This is a genomic window from Haloactinospora alba (genome assembly GCF_006717075.1).
Lineage (GTDB): Bacteria > Actinomycetota > Actinomycetes > Streptosporangiales > Streptosporangiaceae > Haloactinospora > Haloactinospora alba.
Genome location: NZ_VFQC01000001.1, coordinates 833,753 through 848,908, shown reverse-complemented (window position 1 = coordinate 848,908; position 15,156 = coordinate 833,753). Strand labels below are relative to the sequence as shown.

14 protein-coding genes are annotated in these 15,156 nt (G+C 65.6%); 3 read left to right on the top strand and 11 right to left on the bottom strand.

Annotated elements, in window-relative coordinates:
- Positions 1–2: 2 nt before the first annotated feature.
- The 3 genes from FHX37_RS03965 to FHX37_RS03955 form a co-directional block, all read right to left on the bottom strand.
- On the bottom strand, positions 3–2,048 hold the full coding sequence (locus FHX37_RS03965) for a polymorphic toxin-type HINT domain-containing protein (RefSeq protein ID WP_141922208.1): 2,046 nt from the start codon (positions 2,046–2,048) through the stop codon (positions 3–5).
- A 79-nt stretch (positions 2,049–2,127) separates the two neighbouring features.
- Entirely contained in the window at positions 2,128–2,499 is a 372-nt protein-coding gene (locus FHX37_RS03960; protein WP_141922207.1) for a hypothetical protein, read from the bottom strand.
- Positions 2,500–3,334: 835 nt separating this feature from the next.
- Positions 3,335–3,571, bottom strand: a complete 237-nt coding sequence (locus tag FHX37_RS03955) for a GntR family transcriptional regulator (protein ID WP_141922206.1) — start codon at positions 3,569–3,571, stop codon at positions 3,335–3,337.
- Between the two features lie 239 nt (positions 3,572–3,810).
- On the opposite strand from FHX37_RS03955, the gene FHX37_RS03950 reads away from it, so the two are divergent.
- A complete protein-coding gene (locus FHX37_RS03950) occupies positions 3,811–4,098 on the top strand; it encodes a hypothetical protein (RefSeq protein ID WP_141922205.1) in 288 nt (95 codons plus the stop codon).
- Positions 4,095–4,391 carry a hypothetical protein gene (locus tag FHX37_RS03945; protein ID WP_141922204.1) on the top strand — a complete coding sequence of 99 codons (297 nt, stop codon included), beginning with the start codon at positions 4,095–4,097 and terminating at the stop codon, positions 4,389–4,391. The genes FHX37_RS03950 and FHX37_RS03945 overlap by 4 nt, the downstream gene beginning before the upstream one ends.
- Positions 4,392–4,546: 155 nt before the next feature.
- On the opposite strand, the gene FHX37_RS03940 is transcribed toward FHX37_RS03945, so the two are convergent.
- Genes FHX37_RS03940 through FHX37_RS03925 form a run of 4 tightly spaced genes read right to left on the bottom strand, consistent with a single transcriptional unit; the run spans position 4,547 to position 7,797 of the window.
- Positions 4,547–5,299 carry a hypothetical protein gene (locus tag FHX37_RS03940; protein ID WP_141922203.1) on the bottom strand — a complete coding sequence of 251 codons (753 nt, stop codon included), beginning with the start codon at positions 5,297–5,299 and terminating at the stop codon, positions 4,547–4,549.
- Positions 5,296–5,703: a hypothetical protein gene (locus FHX37_RS03935; RefSeq protein ID WP_141922202.1), complete on the bottom strand. Its 408-nt coding sequence runs from the start codon at positions 5,701–5,703 to the stop codon at positions 5,296–5,298. The genes FHX37_RS03940 and FHX37_RS03935 overlap by 4 nt, the downstream gene beginning before the upstream one ends.
- 56 nt (positions 5,704–5,759) lie before the next feature.
- Positions 5,760–6,413: a hypothetical protein gene (locus FHX37_RS03930; RefSeq protein ID WP_141922200.1), complete on the bottom strand. Its 654-nt coding sequence runs from the start codon at positions 6,411–6,413 to the stop codon at positions 5,760–5,762.
- Positions 6,406–7,797 carry a hypothetical protein gene (locus FHX37_RS03925; RefSeq protein WP_141922198.1) on the bottom strand — a complete coding sequence of 464 codons (1,392 nt, stop codon included), beginning with the start codon at positions 7,795–7,797 and terminating at the stop codon, positions 6,406–6,408. Before FHX37_RS03925 ends, FHX37_RS03930 begins: the two co-directional genes overlap by 8 nt.
- An 802-nt stretch (positions 7,798–8,599) precedes the next feature.
- On the opposite strand from FHX37_RS03925, the gene FHX37_RS03920 reads away from it, so the two are divergent.
- Positions 8,600–9,154: a hypothetical protein gene (locus tag FHX37_RS03920; protein WP_141922195.1), complete on the top strand. Its 555-nt coding sequence runs from the start codon at positions 8,600–8,602 to the stop codon at positions 9,152–9,154.
- Between the two features lie 19 nt (positions 9,155–9,173).
- On the opposite strand, the gene FHX37_RS03915 is transcribed toward FHX37_RS03920, so the two are convergent.
- The 4 genes from FHX37_RS03915 to FHX37_RS03900 all read right to left on the bottom strand — a co-directional run bounded on the left by FHX37_RS03915 (position 9,174) and on the right by FHX37_RS03900 (position 15,150).
- The gene (locus FHX37_RS03915; RefSeq protein WP_141922194.1) at positions 9,174–9,590 is read right to left on the bottom strand and encodes a hypothetical protein; all 417 of its coding nucleotides are present in this window, start codon (positions 9,588–9,590) and stop codon (positions 9,174–9,176) included.
- A 50-nt stretch (positions 9,591–9,640) separates the two neighbouring features.
- Positions 9,641–11,215 carry a hypothetical protein gene (locus tag FHX37_RS03910; RefSeq protein ID WP_170181497.1) on the bottom strand — a complete coding sequence of 525 codons (1,575 nt, stop codon included), beginning with the start codon at positions 11,213–11,215 and terminating at the stop codon, positions 9,641–9,643.
- A gap of 434 nt (positions 11,216–11,649) precedes the next feature.
- Positions 11,650–13,464: an OmpA family protein gene (locus FHX37_RS03905; protein WP_141922190.1), complete on the bottom strand. Its 1,815-nt coding sequence runs from the start codon at positions 13,462–13,464 to the stop codon at positions 11,650–11,652.
- Between the two features lie 81 nt (positions 13,465–13,545).
- Positions 13,546–15,150: a serine/threonine-protein kinase gene (locus FHX37_RS03900; RefSeq protein ID WP_141922188.1), complete on the bottom strand. Its 1,605-nt coding sequence runs from the start codon at positions 15,148–15,150 to the stop codon at positions 13,546–13,548.
- Between the last annotated feature and the right edge of the window lie 6 nt (positions 15,151–15,156).

The following is a 15,156-nucleotide window of genomic DNA, read 5'->3' as shown; positions in this document are numbered from 1 at the left end:
TGTCACCTCAAATAATCTGGAATGTCATCTTTATACCAATCCCTATTGTCATATTCTTCTACATCAGGGTCGATATATCCCTTCGAGGTATCTTTATATGTTCTATTTTTCTTCCCCCAGGAAACATGCAAGTCAACATTCGGATATTTTTCCTCAAATTGAGATATAACACTCCTGCAAGAAGAACATGGAGGCCTTTCTGTATATATTTCTAATTTTCCTTTTGCGTCGCTTGACAAATCTTGGCTTAAGTCTTCTAGTGCCTTAACTTCTGAGTCCCAAGGAGCGCTGTGCCCCCCATCCTCAGATCTGGCAGAGAACTCTCTTTCGCTGTCATTAGGCACTGGTGAAGTTCCATCAGGAGAATTTTTCTTTCCACTGACGCCGATCTTTTGCCCTTCTCCCATTCCATCTATGTCGTAATCGACAATCGCAGTGTTTTTTCCTTTTCCTATATTCTTTTTTTCTCTTACATTTTTTGTCCCATTTTTGTTTGCAGAATAGCAATTATTTTCATTGTGTACGAGGACGTCTTGGTTTCCCGCGCCCACATAGTAGGTGTGCAGGCCCTCGACAGTGAGGTTGTGGACCGGCTGGTCGCTGGCGGTGCGGTGGTTGAGCGCCTGCACCTGCACCCAGGTGCCGCTGGAGGTACGCAACCACGTACCCACCCGCAGCTCGCCCGCCTCAACCCACTCACCGGCCCGAGGCGCCCAGAACGGATGCTCCTGGGTCGCCGTCAGCGTCTGGCTGCCGCCGTCCCCGTCCTGGACCGCGACATCGACCAGCTGCTTGTCCCCGGCCGAGGAGATCGTGTCCGTGACCCGACGCGGACCCTCCTCACCAGTGCGGGGATCAAACGCCCACACCGCATCACCCGCCTCGACCTCACTGATGTCCACCCGGGAACCGTCAGCCAACACCACCGGCGTGGCAGGCAGGAAACTGTTACTGGAACAACTCGCCCCCGACTCGTCGCTGTCGTTGTTGTCCTCGCGCTGGTCCTCCTTGCCCGTGTCCGTGTCGTTGTTCGTGTCGCCTTCTGCTCGCTGGTAACCCTCGGGATCGGAGGTGTCTGGTGTGTTTCCGGATCCCTCGGGGGTCTTTCCCCCTTTCCCGGCGATCTTCAGGAACCCTTTCGACCCGCCTGACAGGAACAAGGAGGCGTAGTTGTAGCTCGTGCGCTGGGCGGCAGCTACCGGATCACCGTTTTTGAACTTCTCCCGGGCCTTGTGGTCGATGAGCATGCCCCCCGGGCTGTAGGGAGCGTCCCAGAACAGGTGTTTGTTGATCTTCGCGCTGGCGCTGAAATGCCCGTCGATCTTCTCTCCGAGATCGCCGTGCAGGACCTTCGCGACATCTCCCCGCGTAGCGTCGATGATGTTCTTCTGGACATCGTCGGCTATTGATTTCCCGGACTCCCGCATGGTTCCGGCCGGGTCAGTCGCGAGTTGCCAGCCAGCCTCCAGATCCTCACCTGCCCGGTTCTTCAGGGCACCCATGCCGCTCTTGGTGTTCTCCCACCAGAGGCCCGGCATGTCCTTGATATCCGGAATAGGAGGGGGTCTGCGGGGCTTCCTCTCCACATCGGGGGCCTTGGGAGTGGCTGCCATGTGGGCAAAAACCACCCCTTGGGGAGTGTTGAGGAACTCCTCCTGGCTCACCTGACCGTCCCGGGCGGCGTCCTCCAGGGTGTAGGGGTTTCCGTCAGGCGTTGTCGCCACCTCGAAAGGCCCCGAGTCCTCGAGGTCGGGAGTGTTCCCGTCATCCTGCGGTGTCCCCGACGCCGGTGAGGAGGATCCGCCGTCGCCGGACGAGGCCTGCGAGCCGGAGGACGAGGAGCCGTCCTCCTCTGGCGCGTCGTGCTGGCCCTCGTCGGCAGTTCCCGCCTGGGTGATCGAGGAGACCGCACCACCGACGAGATCGCTGATACGCGTCAGCAGACTGCTGCTCAGCAGGAGGCTGGCGATGGAGGCGACCAGAACGAGCACGGCCGCGTACTCGATGAACTGGGCACCGCGTTCGGGATCGTGGAGTGTACGTAACACGGGGGGCACCACACGAAGAAAAAAGGGGGCGGGCAAAGAAAGGAGAACAGTCACCGCGGCAGGTACGGCGGTGGTGTGCTCAACTCGCTGTGCGACGCGCCAGATACTGCCGGGACTCCGGCCTCAGGACGCAGTACAGGATGATCGCGGGAATGACCAGCTGGGGAATGGCCCGCGCGCTGCCTCCGAGTAGGGAGAACAGGCTCACTACGATGGCCAGCCCGGTGTAGGCGCTGATTCCCCACAGCATCCAGGGTTTGGGTTGGGAAATGAGCAACGCGAATGTCAGGGACACCAGCGTGTGTCCCATATAGACCCAGAATCCCGCCACCAGGCCTGGGTAGGGCGCCTGCAAACTCAACAGCGTGTAGTAGGCCATCACCCCCAGAGCCGCGGTGACGAAGAACAACACCCGCGCCAGGCGCAACGCGGTGGGCACACGCTGAGACATCAGATTCCTACTTTCTCCACGTTCACTCATCACAGCGACACACCGCGACAAAAACGGTGCCGAGCACGGTCAGGCTATTCCGCACCACCGACACCACTATCGGCACAGCAACAGTGCACCTGTCCTGCCGGAGAACACTTCCCCGCCGCCGCGTCACTCCCTGGACAGGAAAGGACGCAAATAAGCCCGGCACATTTTTTCGCACTACGAAAACCGCGGTGTTCGCGTTTTCCACCCCGGTCCTATCACCCGTCACGACACCGCATCCCGGCGGGCCTCCCCGGAAGAGGACCCGGTGTTCGCATGACGAAAAGCCCCAGACCAGTGGCGCACAACAAACCCGAACCGGCCGCAGAGAACCGGGCATGACCAGCGAACTCTCTCGTGCGCAGGGAAACCATACATTGGCGCTGCAGCACCGACCCGGCAAGGGTAACGAAACCACCACACGCCGAAAACGGCAGGGGGCGCCGTGGCCGAACCCGGCCACAACGAACCCGTATGCGTATCCGACGGCTGTCCATGCCCTGGCGGCATTCTCATTGCCGGGCGTGTGGTGAGAAAGGAGTGATCGGGGCCAGGTTAAGGAAACGAACGAAGACGCTGTGGGAGAACCAGCGGACACTCTCTGCCATAGCATGACGGTCTTTGCGCTGCTGGCGGTTTCTTCCCTGTCAGGACCTTGTCGTTGGGTGGGAGTGGTTCTTCTCTCCCAAAAGCGCCGCCGTATCCCGCAGTGATGTACAACCAGCACAGGTGTGGAACGCCTGTGCTTGGACCTGTACCGCCGCACATTGTCGCGACTCCCTGCCGAAAGCTCGGGGTGCGGCGCCGCTTACCCCAGGTCTGCTACGAACGTCCCGCGTTGGGGCAGCGTCACCACCCATCCCTCTTCGCGTAGCAGCGCTACCGCACGCCGCGCGGTTTCGCGCGCAACCCCATGGTGAGCCACCAACTCCGACTCCGAGGGGATCGCATCGCGCGGATTGAGTTCCCCTGCCTTGATCTGGTCACGGATAGCCCGTGCGACCTGCTGGTACAGCGGCATCGGATCGAAGTGGTCGACTGTCATAAGTGGGACGTTAGCCACCAAGCAGACGCGCAGCATATGGCAAACGTGGTAGACGACCCAGACAAGGCAGATGTATGGTTAGGACTTGACTCGCACAACGAAGTCCCCGCGACCGCTGGCACCGGTCCGGGGACATGGCCCCTGATTGAACAGGAATCAGAGACATGCACATTCTAATAGCCCTGGTCTGTCTGGTTTCGCGCCTCATCCGGCCTGCGCGTGGGGTGCACGCGCGTCCTATGACCGCCGACCGTGACGTTCCCGTCCCTTCCCGCACCGCCCGCACGTCCCATGCCGCACACGCACAGGAACGCACCCCACGCCAAAGCGTGCTCCCGCCCGGGGAAGACCCCGAAGCGCTGCACCTGGAGGTCGCGATGGTGCGGCCCTACTACCGGGCGCTGGAGAGACAGCGCGCATGGCATCAGGAACGCGACCGAGCGGATCGCGTGGACCGTGACCGGTTGGGCGTCGCCGTTCTGCACGACATCGCCCGGCACACGCGACGCGAGGGGGTGGCCGCATGAGCCTGGAAGCTGTCCCCAGTGAGAAGTACCAGTGTCGCGAACGCCGCCCGGGAAGTGAGAGCTTTCGGCTCGCCTGTGTGCTCACGACCGGGCACCCGGGCCACCACCGGGACGCCACCGGCGGCCACTGGCCCCGGGAGGTGGTGACACAGGCGGACTACGCGGACCTGCTCTACGACCACCTGTCCGAGCTGCTGCGTTCCCGCCGCGTCGACCCCGCCGACGCGGCCTTCACCGAACTCGACCGGTGGCTGCGCGATGGTGGGGCCCCGCCCACACCGTGGCAGCACTGACAACCAGCTCTCTCCCCCGCCAGGGCTCCGCTCCCCCGACATTCCGGCGCGCGGAGCCCTTCGTCACGGTCCGAGCCGGCCCGAACCGGGAGACTGTTCGAGCCCGGTCTTTTCCGGGACTCGGGTTGTCCGGTCGGGGCGGCGATACCGGTCCTTCACCCGCACGGGTAGTCGGTGTAGTCGAACAGCGGGATGTCGTGCCATTCCTCGCCCTCGAAGTAGCAGAGCCGGCCCGGGGTGAAGTCGGGCGGCGCCTCGACCGTGTGGCCCCACAGCTCGGGCGGGGTTCGGTATTTCACGAACCGGCCGACCGTCCCGTCGTCGTTGCGCCGCCCCTCCGGTTCCGGGGGAACGTCGGCGATCGTCACCGAGAATTCCTCGTCGGGGTTCTCGGGTGTCAGGGTGGCGAGCTGTGCGGGTTCCGCCGCGGTGAAGGTCTCGTAGCCCTCCTCGGGGCTTTCGCCGTCCTCTCCGCGGCCGTCACCGCCCTCCGTCGGGACGAGCACCCGGATGTCGTGCGAGTGCAGCAGGTATCCGCCCGTGTCTCCCAGGTACTCCGCCTGGCCGGTGAACGTCACACCGGTGCCCTCACGCTGCGCCCCGTCGAACGTGATCCGGAAACGCGTCTCCCACTCGGTGGCGTCCATCGCGTCCTCCGTTCCCGCGCCCCGGGTGGCGAGTTCGACCGTGTCGTTCGCGGCGGCTTCGGTGACCACACCGCCGATGTCGAGGTCGGGTTGCTCGCCCTCCCCCAGGGGCGTGGGCCCACCGTATGGCGTCTCCCCGTCCGTACCGCTCGGTCCGGGGGTTTCCGCCGCGTTGTCGTCGGCCCCGTCGTCGGACTCCACACATCCGGTCAGCACCAGAAGGGCAACCGTGGCCACGGCGCCCGCCGTTCTCACTGTCATGTCGCGCAACGCTCCCGTACACCACGGTTGATGACCGCTCCCAGGGCCCACCCGGTGAGAGCCCCGGCCACGGTGGCGAGCTCACGCATCGTCCAGAACAGGTAGTTGGGCCCGTCGCTGGCGATGAGAAAAACGGTGTCCTGCAGCAGGACGAAGACCGGAACCGTGAGGACGGCCAGCAGGTGCCGGCGGGCGAACGGGTCCCACTGGCGGCCGTGCAGCAGGGACGCCACCAGAGCGACGGCCAGGAGCAGGAGGAACTTCGTCGGCATCACCCAGGAGAGCGTCCCCCACATGGACTGCAGTGTCTCCAGGCTCGCGAGGTTGATCATGATGCGGCGCCCCGCGACCGCGCCGAGCATCCACAGTGCCAGCGCCGCGACACACGCGCGGGTGACAGCCATACCGCCTCCTGCTTCGTTTCCTCCCACGGGTTCCTGCCGAGTGGCGCCACGACCGGTCAGGCGACGCGGACGCTGCCGAGGATCTCCTTCTGCCGGGACTCGTCGACAGCGTCGTCGAGAACAACCAGCCGGAAGGCCATCCCCTCGTCCTTCTCGGTGATCAGCGCGATGTCGGTGACGTACTGGAAATCGGCGTAACCGTCCGGTGGGAGTTCGATCTCGTAGTCGTTGCGTGCGGCGCTGCGCGCTCCCGGGACCTCCGCGTCCTGGCCGGTGTCCATGTCCCGGACGGTGTTTCCGATGGGGACCTCACCCGCGAGGTCGGACGTGATCTCCGTCGCCTCCGACTCGGAACCCACGCCCTCGACCGGGATAATCCCGGCGATCGCGACGGTGGAGCCCCCGTCGTCGAGCTTCTCGTGGGAGTGTTCCAGTTCCTCCTGCCCCTCCGAGGAGGGTTCCCAGTCCTCGGGAACGGCGAAGTTCACAGCGTCAGCGTCGATCTCCTGGTAGCCCTGGGGGACATCGGCGGAGTCCGCGGAGTCCGACTCCTCGGCCGCGTTCCCGTCCTTCCCGGCTTCGTCGTCGCCGCCGAACAGTCCGCAACCGGTGAGGAGGATCCCGAGGGGGAGGACGGCGAACCAGGGGGTTCTCCTGGTTGTGGCTGTGCTGTTCGTCCGCGCGGCCGCAGGGGGGCGCATATCACTCACCAACGCAATCGTCGTAGGAGATGTACTCGCGTTCGCCCTCGCTGGGGGACCCCAGGTACTCGGCGTCCTTGATCTCTGTGTCCTCGCTGTGGCTCGTGTACGTGTACCCGAGGGAGACGCCGAGCTTCACCTGCAGCCCGATCTCTTCCTGGGTGACGCTCTGGTCGTAGGTGGCTTTGCTGCTGTTGCCCTCGTTGAAGAGGAGCTCCTGGAACGGGTCGGCGCCCTCCGGGAGCTCGTCGGGAGCCATATCGTCCCATGTGATCGGTAGCGCCTTGCCGCCAGGTGCCGCCCCCAGCCACTCCTCGGCGATCTGCCGCTGCTCCTCCCCCTCGATCGGCAGCTGGGTGGTGATGATCTCGGTGTCACCGGTCCCGCTCTTCGTGGTCTGGGTGATGGTGATGTCGGTGATGTTTCCGTCCTCGTCCCGGGTCACCTTCATCGCCCCCTGGCGCCCCTTGCTAGCGGTGACCTCGTCAACCGCCCAGTCAGCCCCCACGGAGGCCTCGCCGCCGAGGTTGTAGATACTCGACTCGCTGCCGTCAGCGTGCGTTTCGGTGGCCATACTCCCGCTGATGCCGACAGCAGCGTCAACTCCCGGGTCGAAGTTCACCTGCCAGTCCCCCGTTTCCCCGTCCTGCTGCCCGGAGGAACCGGAGTTGTCGTCGCCGCCCGAGTTATCCGAGTTTCCGGAATCCTGGCCGTTCCCGGAGTCGTTCGATCCGTTGTTGTTCCCGGAGTTGTTCTGGCCGCGGCCCGAGTTCCCTATGCTCAGGCCGGCGTCGCCGTGGGCGCCGATGTCCACCTGGTGCTCGGAACGGACGGAGTCGGGTTCGGGAAGGTCGCCGCCGTCGGCCCAGGACTCGAAATTGTCGAAGTCGAACTTGGACACGTCCTCTTTGGCTTTCTCCCGTATCCGTTCCTCGAACTTGTCCGCTTCCGCGGTGCTGTCGAAATCCCACGAAGCCGACTGGGGGTTACTGTACTCCGCGTCCGCGCCGGCTTCGGCCTCCAACTGGACCGGGCCTCCTCCAGCGTCGACGCCGATGCCGACACCGCCGCCCAGCGCTGACTGGTCTATCGCGGTGAAGCGCACGCTGTCGTCGTTGAACTCCTCGCGTACGAAGGATGTCCCGCTCGTACCGTCCAGAACGACGCTCGCCGTGTGGGTGCTTCCGTCACCTTCCCGGCTGACCATGCAGCGTTCGGGCTCGTAGTACTCGTCGGAGCGGAACTCGGGGTCGCACTCGGACTCGTCACCGCCGACCGAGAACATCTGGCACAACGCCCGCCCCACCGGTTCCTTGATGACCGAAGGGGACAGCATGAACGTCAACGTGGCGAGAACAACGGAAGCGAGGACGATGAGGGCGGACCATTCCACAACATGGCCACCGCTATCGCCCCGGTAGCGCGCGTGGGGGAACATAGAAGACCGTTTTCCATGGGGGAATTCCATTTTTCTGTCGCAGGTGCACCAGTGGTTCGATGCTAGACAGCCGCCCATGGAAAAAGTAGAGCCGTGCGCCCCCAATTCTCGCTGGGACCATAGGCCCAAAATTTCTGTTGAATATGTTTCGTTCTTACAGAACTGTCAGGTTCTCGGGCGATGGGACACGGCAACAGAAGAACGGGGACGGAGCGGCTTCTCCACCGCCCCGCTCACAGAGGGGCGGGGTTCCGAAAGCCCCAACACGGCGGCCATCCCGAACACCGGCGAAGGGTGGCGGGGGTTCGGGAACCGGCACCCGCGCGGGGGCGGCCCCCGTCCTGCCGCACGGGCCCAGTCGTTACCGCGTGGCCACGTTCCGTGCAGCTGGTTCGCTGGGCCCGCGCGCGAGGTTCGGGGCCCAGCGCGCTGTCCTGCCCGAACAGTGCTCTGACTCCGGTTTCCCACCGGACACGGATGGGAGGCGGCCGCCGCATCCCCCGAGACGCGGGGCTTCCCCTCCATACACCGAGGGAGCGGGGCGTCGTGCCCGATGGGCCGTGCCGGTTTCCGCCCAGCCGACTGACACGCTCCCGGGCGCGCCCGTGGCGGTCGCGCGGCCTCCACCACGGAGAAAGACCGACGGAAATTGATTCTTTTTCTACGGGCTTGTACTGTTTACCCAGATCCAATTCCGTAGGGAGTTACCGTTTTGCCTCTTCTTTCGCTTCGTTTTTCCACGAGAGCGGTGGCGGCCGTGTGCACCCTCACCCTCGCTCTCAGTGCATGCTCCGGAAATGATTCAGGACCGGGAGAGCAGGACGAGAAACCGGGAAGCGCGAAGACTCCCGACGATTTCACCGCGGTGGACTCCGGATCCCTCAGTTACGCCGCTCCCCAAGGCTGGGAGGAGGACCGGGAAGTCGTCGAGGGATGGACACGGTACATCGGTCCCCACAGTTCCGAGCCGGATGTCGCGGCGGCCGAGATATCCGACTACCAGGGGGCCGAGCTCGAGCAGCTCACCGCGGAAGAGGCGGCGAACTACATAGGTGAGGAGTTTCCCGCCGACGAGCAGGTGTCGGTCGAGGACTCTTCCACCACCTCCCTACCGGGAGCCGAGGAGGTGTACCGGATCGACTACGAGCACGAGTTCCGCCTGCCGGAGTTCGACAGGTACCACATCTCGGATTTCGGCATCAAAAGCGAGGACGGGACGGTCCTCGCGGTCCGCATCGGCGCGGTGACGGAGATGGTCGAGGACGGAACCTTCCAGGAACTGGAGAAGACGGTTCGGGTCACGCCCGAGTGACCGGGAGTGGCCCGGGGGCTCACTTCCTTCTTCCGCTCGTGGCGAGCCAGACGAGCAGCCCCCCGAATGCTCCCTCCAGCGGCCAGACCAGAACCGGCAGCAGGTCGCCGGCACCCGCCACCTGCTGGTTCTCACCGGAGTTCGACACCGCGCCGAGCACGACCATGATGACCGCCGTGGCCGCGCCCACCACGGCGCCCGATCCCACGATCCATGACCGCTCGCGCGTGTGCCGGGCCATGGTTCCGGCGATGAGCCCTCCCGTTATCGGGGCGAGCGCGTTGACAGCGCTGAATAGCAGGGTCCACCAGAAGTCCCCCTCGACCTGGGTGACGTCGATGCCGCTGCCGGACATGATCCCGATCTTGGCGATGTTGATGACACCGAGCAGGACAATGGTGACGGGAACTCCGACCAGGATTCCTATGTATCTCACTGTGGTTCACACTTCCGCGTAGAGCATGGACAACGGTGCCGCGGGGCTGATCAGCACTCGTACTCCTGCCACTGGGGGTCATCCGCCGCGTTGTCCCGGTAGTAGAACCCCGTGAGGTCCGACTCGGTGTTGCTGCTGTTGACACCGAATCCGGTTCCGGCCTTCTTCAGGGAGGTATCCACTCCCTCCTCGCTTTCCAGGTCGTAGGTCGAGTACGTCTGGTGCCCGTTCTCCGCCACTTTCTCGGAAAAGTCGATCGCGTCGTCCGCCAGCTCCGACTTGTCGGTCCAGTGCTTCGCCGCGGGTAGCGCCGCGAAACCGGTACTCGTATCGAAGAGCTTGTTGTAAGCCTCGAGGTTCTCGTCCTTGGTCAGGTCGAGGCTGTAGGTGTGCTGCGCACGTTTCCTCCCCTTCTCGCTGTACTCCAGACTCTTGTTGTCCATGTCCGGAGCGGCGGGGTTCCCACTCAGCACCTGACCGAAGCCCCCCTCATAACGGACCTCGAAATCCATCCGCTGCGGGTTCCCCTCCGAGTCGAACTTCGTGCGCTGCACGATCCTTCCACCGCCCCCGGCGGACACCCCCGCCTGCGCCTCCGCCGGCAGGAGGTCCCCGAAGTCGAAACCCGCCTTCGCCTTCATGTCGCCGTCGACCCGGAACCACATCTCGTGGGTCCGGTTGAACTCGTCGTCGATCTTCACCGAGTTCCGGTGGGTCGCCTCCAGGTGTCCTTCCAGGAGGGCGCTGGCGCCCGGTTTCTTCTCCCCGCTCTCGGTTCCCGGCGGCGGCCCGGAACCGGAGCTGCTACCGAGATCCGCCGAGTAGCTCATATCAACGGCGGCTTTGGCGTTGATATCGAGCGTGACCGAGTCAGGGGTCAGACGCTCGTACTTCGCGTTCACCTTCTCGGTGTCGCCACCGGTGACCTTGGACCACGCCCATTCGAGCCCATGGGACACATTTGTTATCGCACTGTCCACGGCGGGAGTGACTATTCCGCCGGTGGCCGCGGACCAGCGCTTGAAACCCGACCCCCGCTTCGTCTCCCGGGTATCGCTCGCCTTGTCCCACGCGTCCTTGCCCTCGTACTCGTAGTTGTACTGTCCGCTGATACCTCCCTGGACGAAAGCGTCCCACTGGGGTTTGTTGGACTGCATTTGTTTGAGTTTCTGCGCGTTCGACACGTCCAATCCCACCGAGGTCATGCTGCGCGTGCTGTACACGGCTTTCTTCTCTCCCGTCGCCGGTTGCGTCTGGTAGGTGACGAAGTCCTGCCCACCCTGCTCCACACGCACGTTACGGAAGGCGCCGTTGATCGACTCGGTGCGTATGAGCATCTGGTTCGCGCAGAGCACGTTCTCCGGAGGGGGCTTCCCGGAGTCATCGCTGTCCGCACTGTTTCCACCACCGCAGTCGCTCTCGTCCTCATCAGCGGAGAACAGCTGGCACACGGCCGATTCGAGCGGCTCCGTGAACGAGGCCGGAGCGAGAACCAGTGTGAGCGACACGAGAACAGCAGCCGCGAGAACAGAGAGAACCGACCATTCAACGAGCTGACCGCCGGTGTCATCGCTCCGACGCTGCCCAAAACGCATGATGACCACTTCTATGGGGGGTAATTCCAACGTGCCGGTTGAGTCGACAAGGATCCCCTCGTCAACACACCGTGGATCTCCTTCAAGGACAGGAGCGAAGCCGTTCCCGAAAGGACACGGAACAGCCGGAGTCGCGAGCCGACGCCGCAGGAACGGGAATGGGAGAGTTCCCTCTATGAACAGGGGTGGATCAAATACCGCAGGGAAAAGAGATTCGCTCCGTTCCGGCGCCCGAAAACAACAGCCCGTGTCCGGCTCAAAAGCAGCCGGATCGGCTGTTATCCCGAGGGTCCGCTCCGCTCCGGTTTCCTAGCGCTGACGGATACCCTCGTCTCGTGGTTCGCGCCGGATGAGGTTCCCACTGCGGCTCCTCGGGGTTTTCAACGCTTCCTGTCGCCTGGTTGATGCGACGGACAGTAGCGGCATGCGGTTCCCGGTTTCTCCGCTTTCATCCGATCCGGCGGTTACCTCACCGGGACGTCCTCGAACTCGCCGAACCCGCCGGCGTCCAACGTCAGCGAGGAGACGTCCTCGGCTGGGGCAGACAGGTACACCCACGCGCGGTTCGTGCTGTTCTCCCTGGTCACGTACGGATAGGAAACAGGGCCGAGGTAGTCGTGCCCCGTGGTCTCCTCCCCCACGGCGCGCTGTTGCCCCACCCGGACACCGCGGTAGGTCTCCCCGCTCTCGGGGTCGCGCGCGCTGAAGCTCCCGAACTCGGCCCCCGGGTAGTCCGTCCCGGTGAACGCGTCCGTGTCCTCGTCGATCTCGTCCGGGGACTTGCTGGTGACGCGGAAGTTGGCGACGAGGTAGGCACCGTCGCGGTAGAACGGCAGCACCCGCAGCGTGTACTCGTGTCCCCCTATCGTGGCGGTCTCGCTGGCGACAGCGTCCCCGTCCTCCGCACGGTACGTCGCGGGCTCGCCACCGTCCTGCGGCTCCACCGACGGGGTTTCCGTTTTTTCCGGCTCCCCGCCGGTTTCCCCCTCGGAGTCCTCGTCCGCCGCGTCCTGCGTGTCCTCCTCCGCGGAGGGACGCGGGTAGGAGACCTCCACCCGGCTGTTGCGCCGTTGCGCCTTGTTCTCCTGCGCGTCGTCCCCGGCGACGAGCGGTTCCTCGCTCCCACCGCCCTGCGCCTCGTACTGGTAGTCGTCGCCGAGCTCGTCGTTGAGGTAGTCGCGCACCGCCTGGGCACGTTGTTGGGAGAGTTCCTGCGCCCGGTCACTGTCCCTGTCGCCGCCAGTGTGCACGGTGACGCTCACGGTCGGACCGTCGGTGCCGGCGCGGCCGTCCACCTGTTGGGCGAGGGTGTCGAGTGTCGCCGCCGTACCCTCGGCGAGTTCCTCATCGTCCCCGGTGAACAGTTCGTCGGCGCTGACCGTGATGCGCTGCCGGCCGGCGGACGTGTCGTACTCGAGCGCACCGTCCTCGGAGATGGCGTACAGGTCCGTGGCGTACGTTCCCGGTTCGCCCGGCAGCGGTCCGGCCGTTACGGGCGGTTGCACCGTGTCCCCCGCGGCCACCTCCCCGTCGCCGGAGTCGTCGGACCCGTCCTCGTCCGCATCCTCCCCGGAGTCCGTGTCCTCCCCGGAGTTCTCTCCCCCGTTCTCCTCGTCCTCCTCGGGAGCGTCGGTGACGGGCACACCGGTGAACTCCCCGGTCGTTCCCGGAGTGAGGACAGTGAGTCGGCCCGTGTCGTCGGGCAGCGGCGGGAAGTGCGCTTCCAACCGGTACTCGGCGCCTCCCACGACCGTGTCCGGCAGTTCGCTCCCGAGGTGGCGCGGCGGCGCCTCGGCCCCGTCGCCCGCGTCCTCCGTCTCCTCGGGGGCCTCGCCGTCCTCCGAGCCGTCCTCGGGTTCCCCGTCGCCGTCCTCGGAACCGTCCTCGGAGTCCTCCGCGTTCTCTTCCTCTCCGGACCCGGCGTCGTAGTTGCTGTCCGGGAGCCGCTCGTACAGCCGCTGGCCGAGCGGGTCGAGCAGCCGTATCCCCTTCTCGAACGCGCCGCGCGCGGAGTGCTCGCCCTCCTGCAGCGGCGTCACGGTGTACTCCAGCACCGTGCGGTCCGCACGCCGCTCGACGGTGTCGACCTCCAGGGCCGCGCGGAACGACACACCGTCCCCGAACACCCCCTCCCGGAGGTACGGGCCGTCCGGTGCCTCGGTCGCAGGCTGGGGCTCCTCCTCGTCCCCGCCGTTCTCACCGTCGGGGCCGCAGCCGGACGCCAGCAGGACGGCGGTACTGACAAGGGCGAACGTTCGGAGGGTGAACAGGCTACGCATCTGGGGCGGCTCCCTCAGGAAGCGGGTTGCGGCAGGGTCCGGTCACGGTTGTTCCGCTGGTCGAACGGCGGGGGCGCTGGGTCACACGCATTCCTCGTAGTCCGTGGAGAACGTGCTCCCCTCAAGGTCGTAGCACGCGGCCACGCTGGGAATCGGTTTCTCCTCCTGCACCGGGTCCGGGTCACGGTAGACGAGCAGACCCTGTTTCGGAGCACCGGGCACGTGGAACCCGAACTCCTCCATTGTCTCCGATTCCTTCGCCTCGGCGTCGTACTCGAACTCCTCGGCCGGCTCCCACTGCTGCGTGCCGTCGGTGACGTAGAAGGCGTCCTGGTTCATGGTGACGGTGTTGGGCATGCCGCTGTACCCCAGCTGCCCACTCAACGTGGCCCCTTCCTCCGGTCCTTCCTGGACCCAGGTGAAGACCGCGTAGGTGGTGGAGAACTGGTCACTGTAGCTGAGTGTGAAGTGGGCGCCGTCGTACTCGTCGATCTCCACCTCGGCGCTGTGGGCGCCGTTCTCTGCGGAGGCGACAGCCTCCTCGGGAAGCCCGCCGTCACTTCCCGGCGAGGTCTCCCCGTTCCCGCCGTCACCGCCGTTGCCCCCGTTGTTCCGGTCGTCCGGGCCGCCCCCGTTGCCTCCCGCCGTCACCACCGAGGGCCAGGGGGCCGCACCCGTCACGTCGGCGACAGTCGCGGTGGCCGCGAGGAGGACCAGGACGCCGGCGCTCGCGCCCGCGGCCAGCGGCCAGCGGCGCCGGCGCGCGGGTTCGGGGACGCCTGCCTCCATGCCGGTCCAGATGGTGGCGAGCATCGCGCTCACGGCCGCTGTGAGGTCGCGGGGATCGGCGGAGGCGTCCCACAGGCCGTACACCGCGCGCAGCGCCTGTTCCGCGGTGGGACGCTGGGACGGCTCGGGGGACAGGGCCGCCGTCACCACCGGCGTTATCTCGTCCGGGAGGCCGGCAAGGTCGGGGGCGGTGTGCAGTACGCGGTAGGCCAGCACGTTCGCGGGCCCCGTGCCGAACGGTTCCCGGCCGGTAGCGGCGTAGGCGACCAGTGCTCCCCAGGAGAACACGTCGGATCTCTCCGTCAGTTCCCTGCCGCCGTACTGCTCCGGGCTCATCCATCCGGACGTGCCGACGACGTCTCCGGTCCTGGTGAGGTCACTGTCCCCGACCTCCCGCGCGATGCCGAAATCCACCATCACCGGGCCGTGCGGTGCCAGCAGCACGTTGCCGGGCTTCAGGTCCCGGTGGACGGCCTCGTGCGCGTGAACGGCGCTGAGGGCGTGGGCGAGGCCCGCCGCGAGCGCGAGGAGGTGCTCGCCCCGCAGCGGCCCGCGGGTGCGAACGTACTGCTGCAGGGTTGGTCCGGGAACGTAGTCCGTGGCCAGCCACGGCACGGCCGCCGCGGTGTCGGAGTCGCGCAGCACCGGGACGCAGGGGCTGCGCACCCGGCTCGCCAGGTCCGCCTCGCGGGCGAAGCGCGCGCGGGGCTCCGGTTGGGAGGCGAGTTCCTCACGGGCCGCTTTCACCGCGACGGTTCCTCCGTCGGCGCTCCTGCCGGCGAACACCGTTCCCATACCGCCGGCGGCGATCCGTCCGAGCAGCTTGAAGGGGCCGACGCTGCGGGGGTCGCCGTCCGACAACGCGGCGAAACGGGGGGATGTGGCGCTGTTCGGCATCGTGCG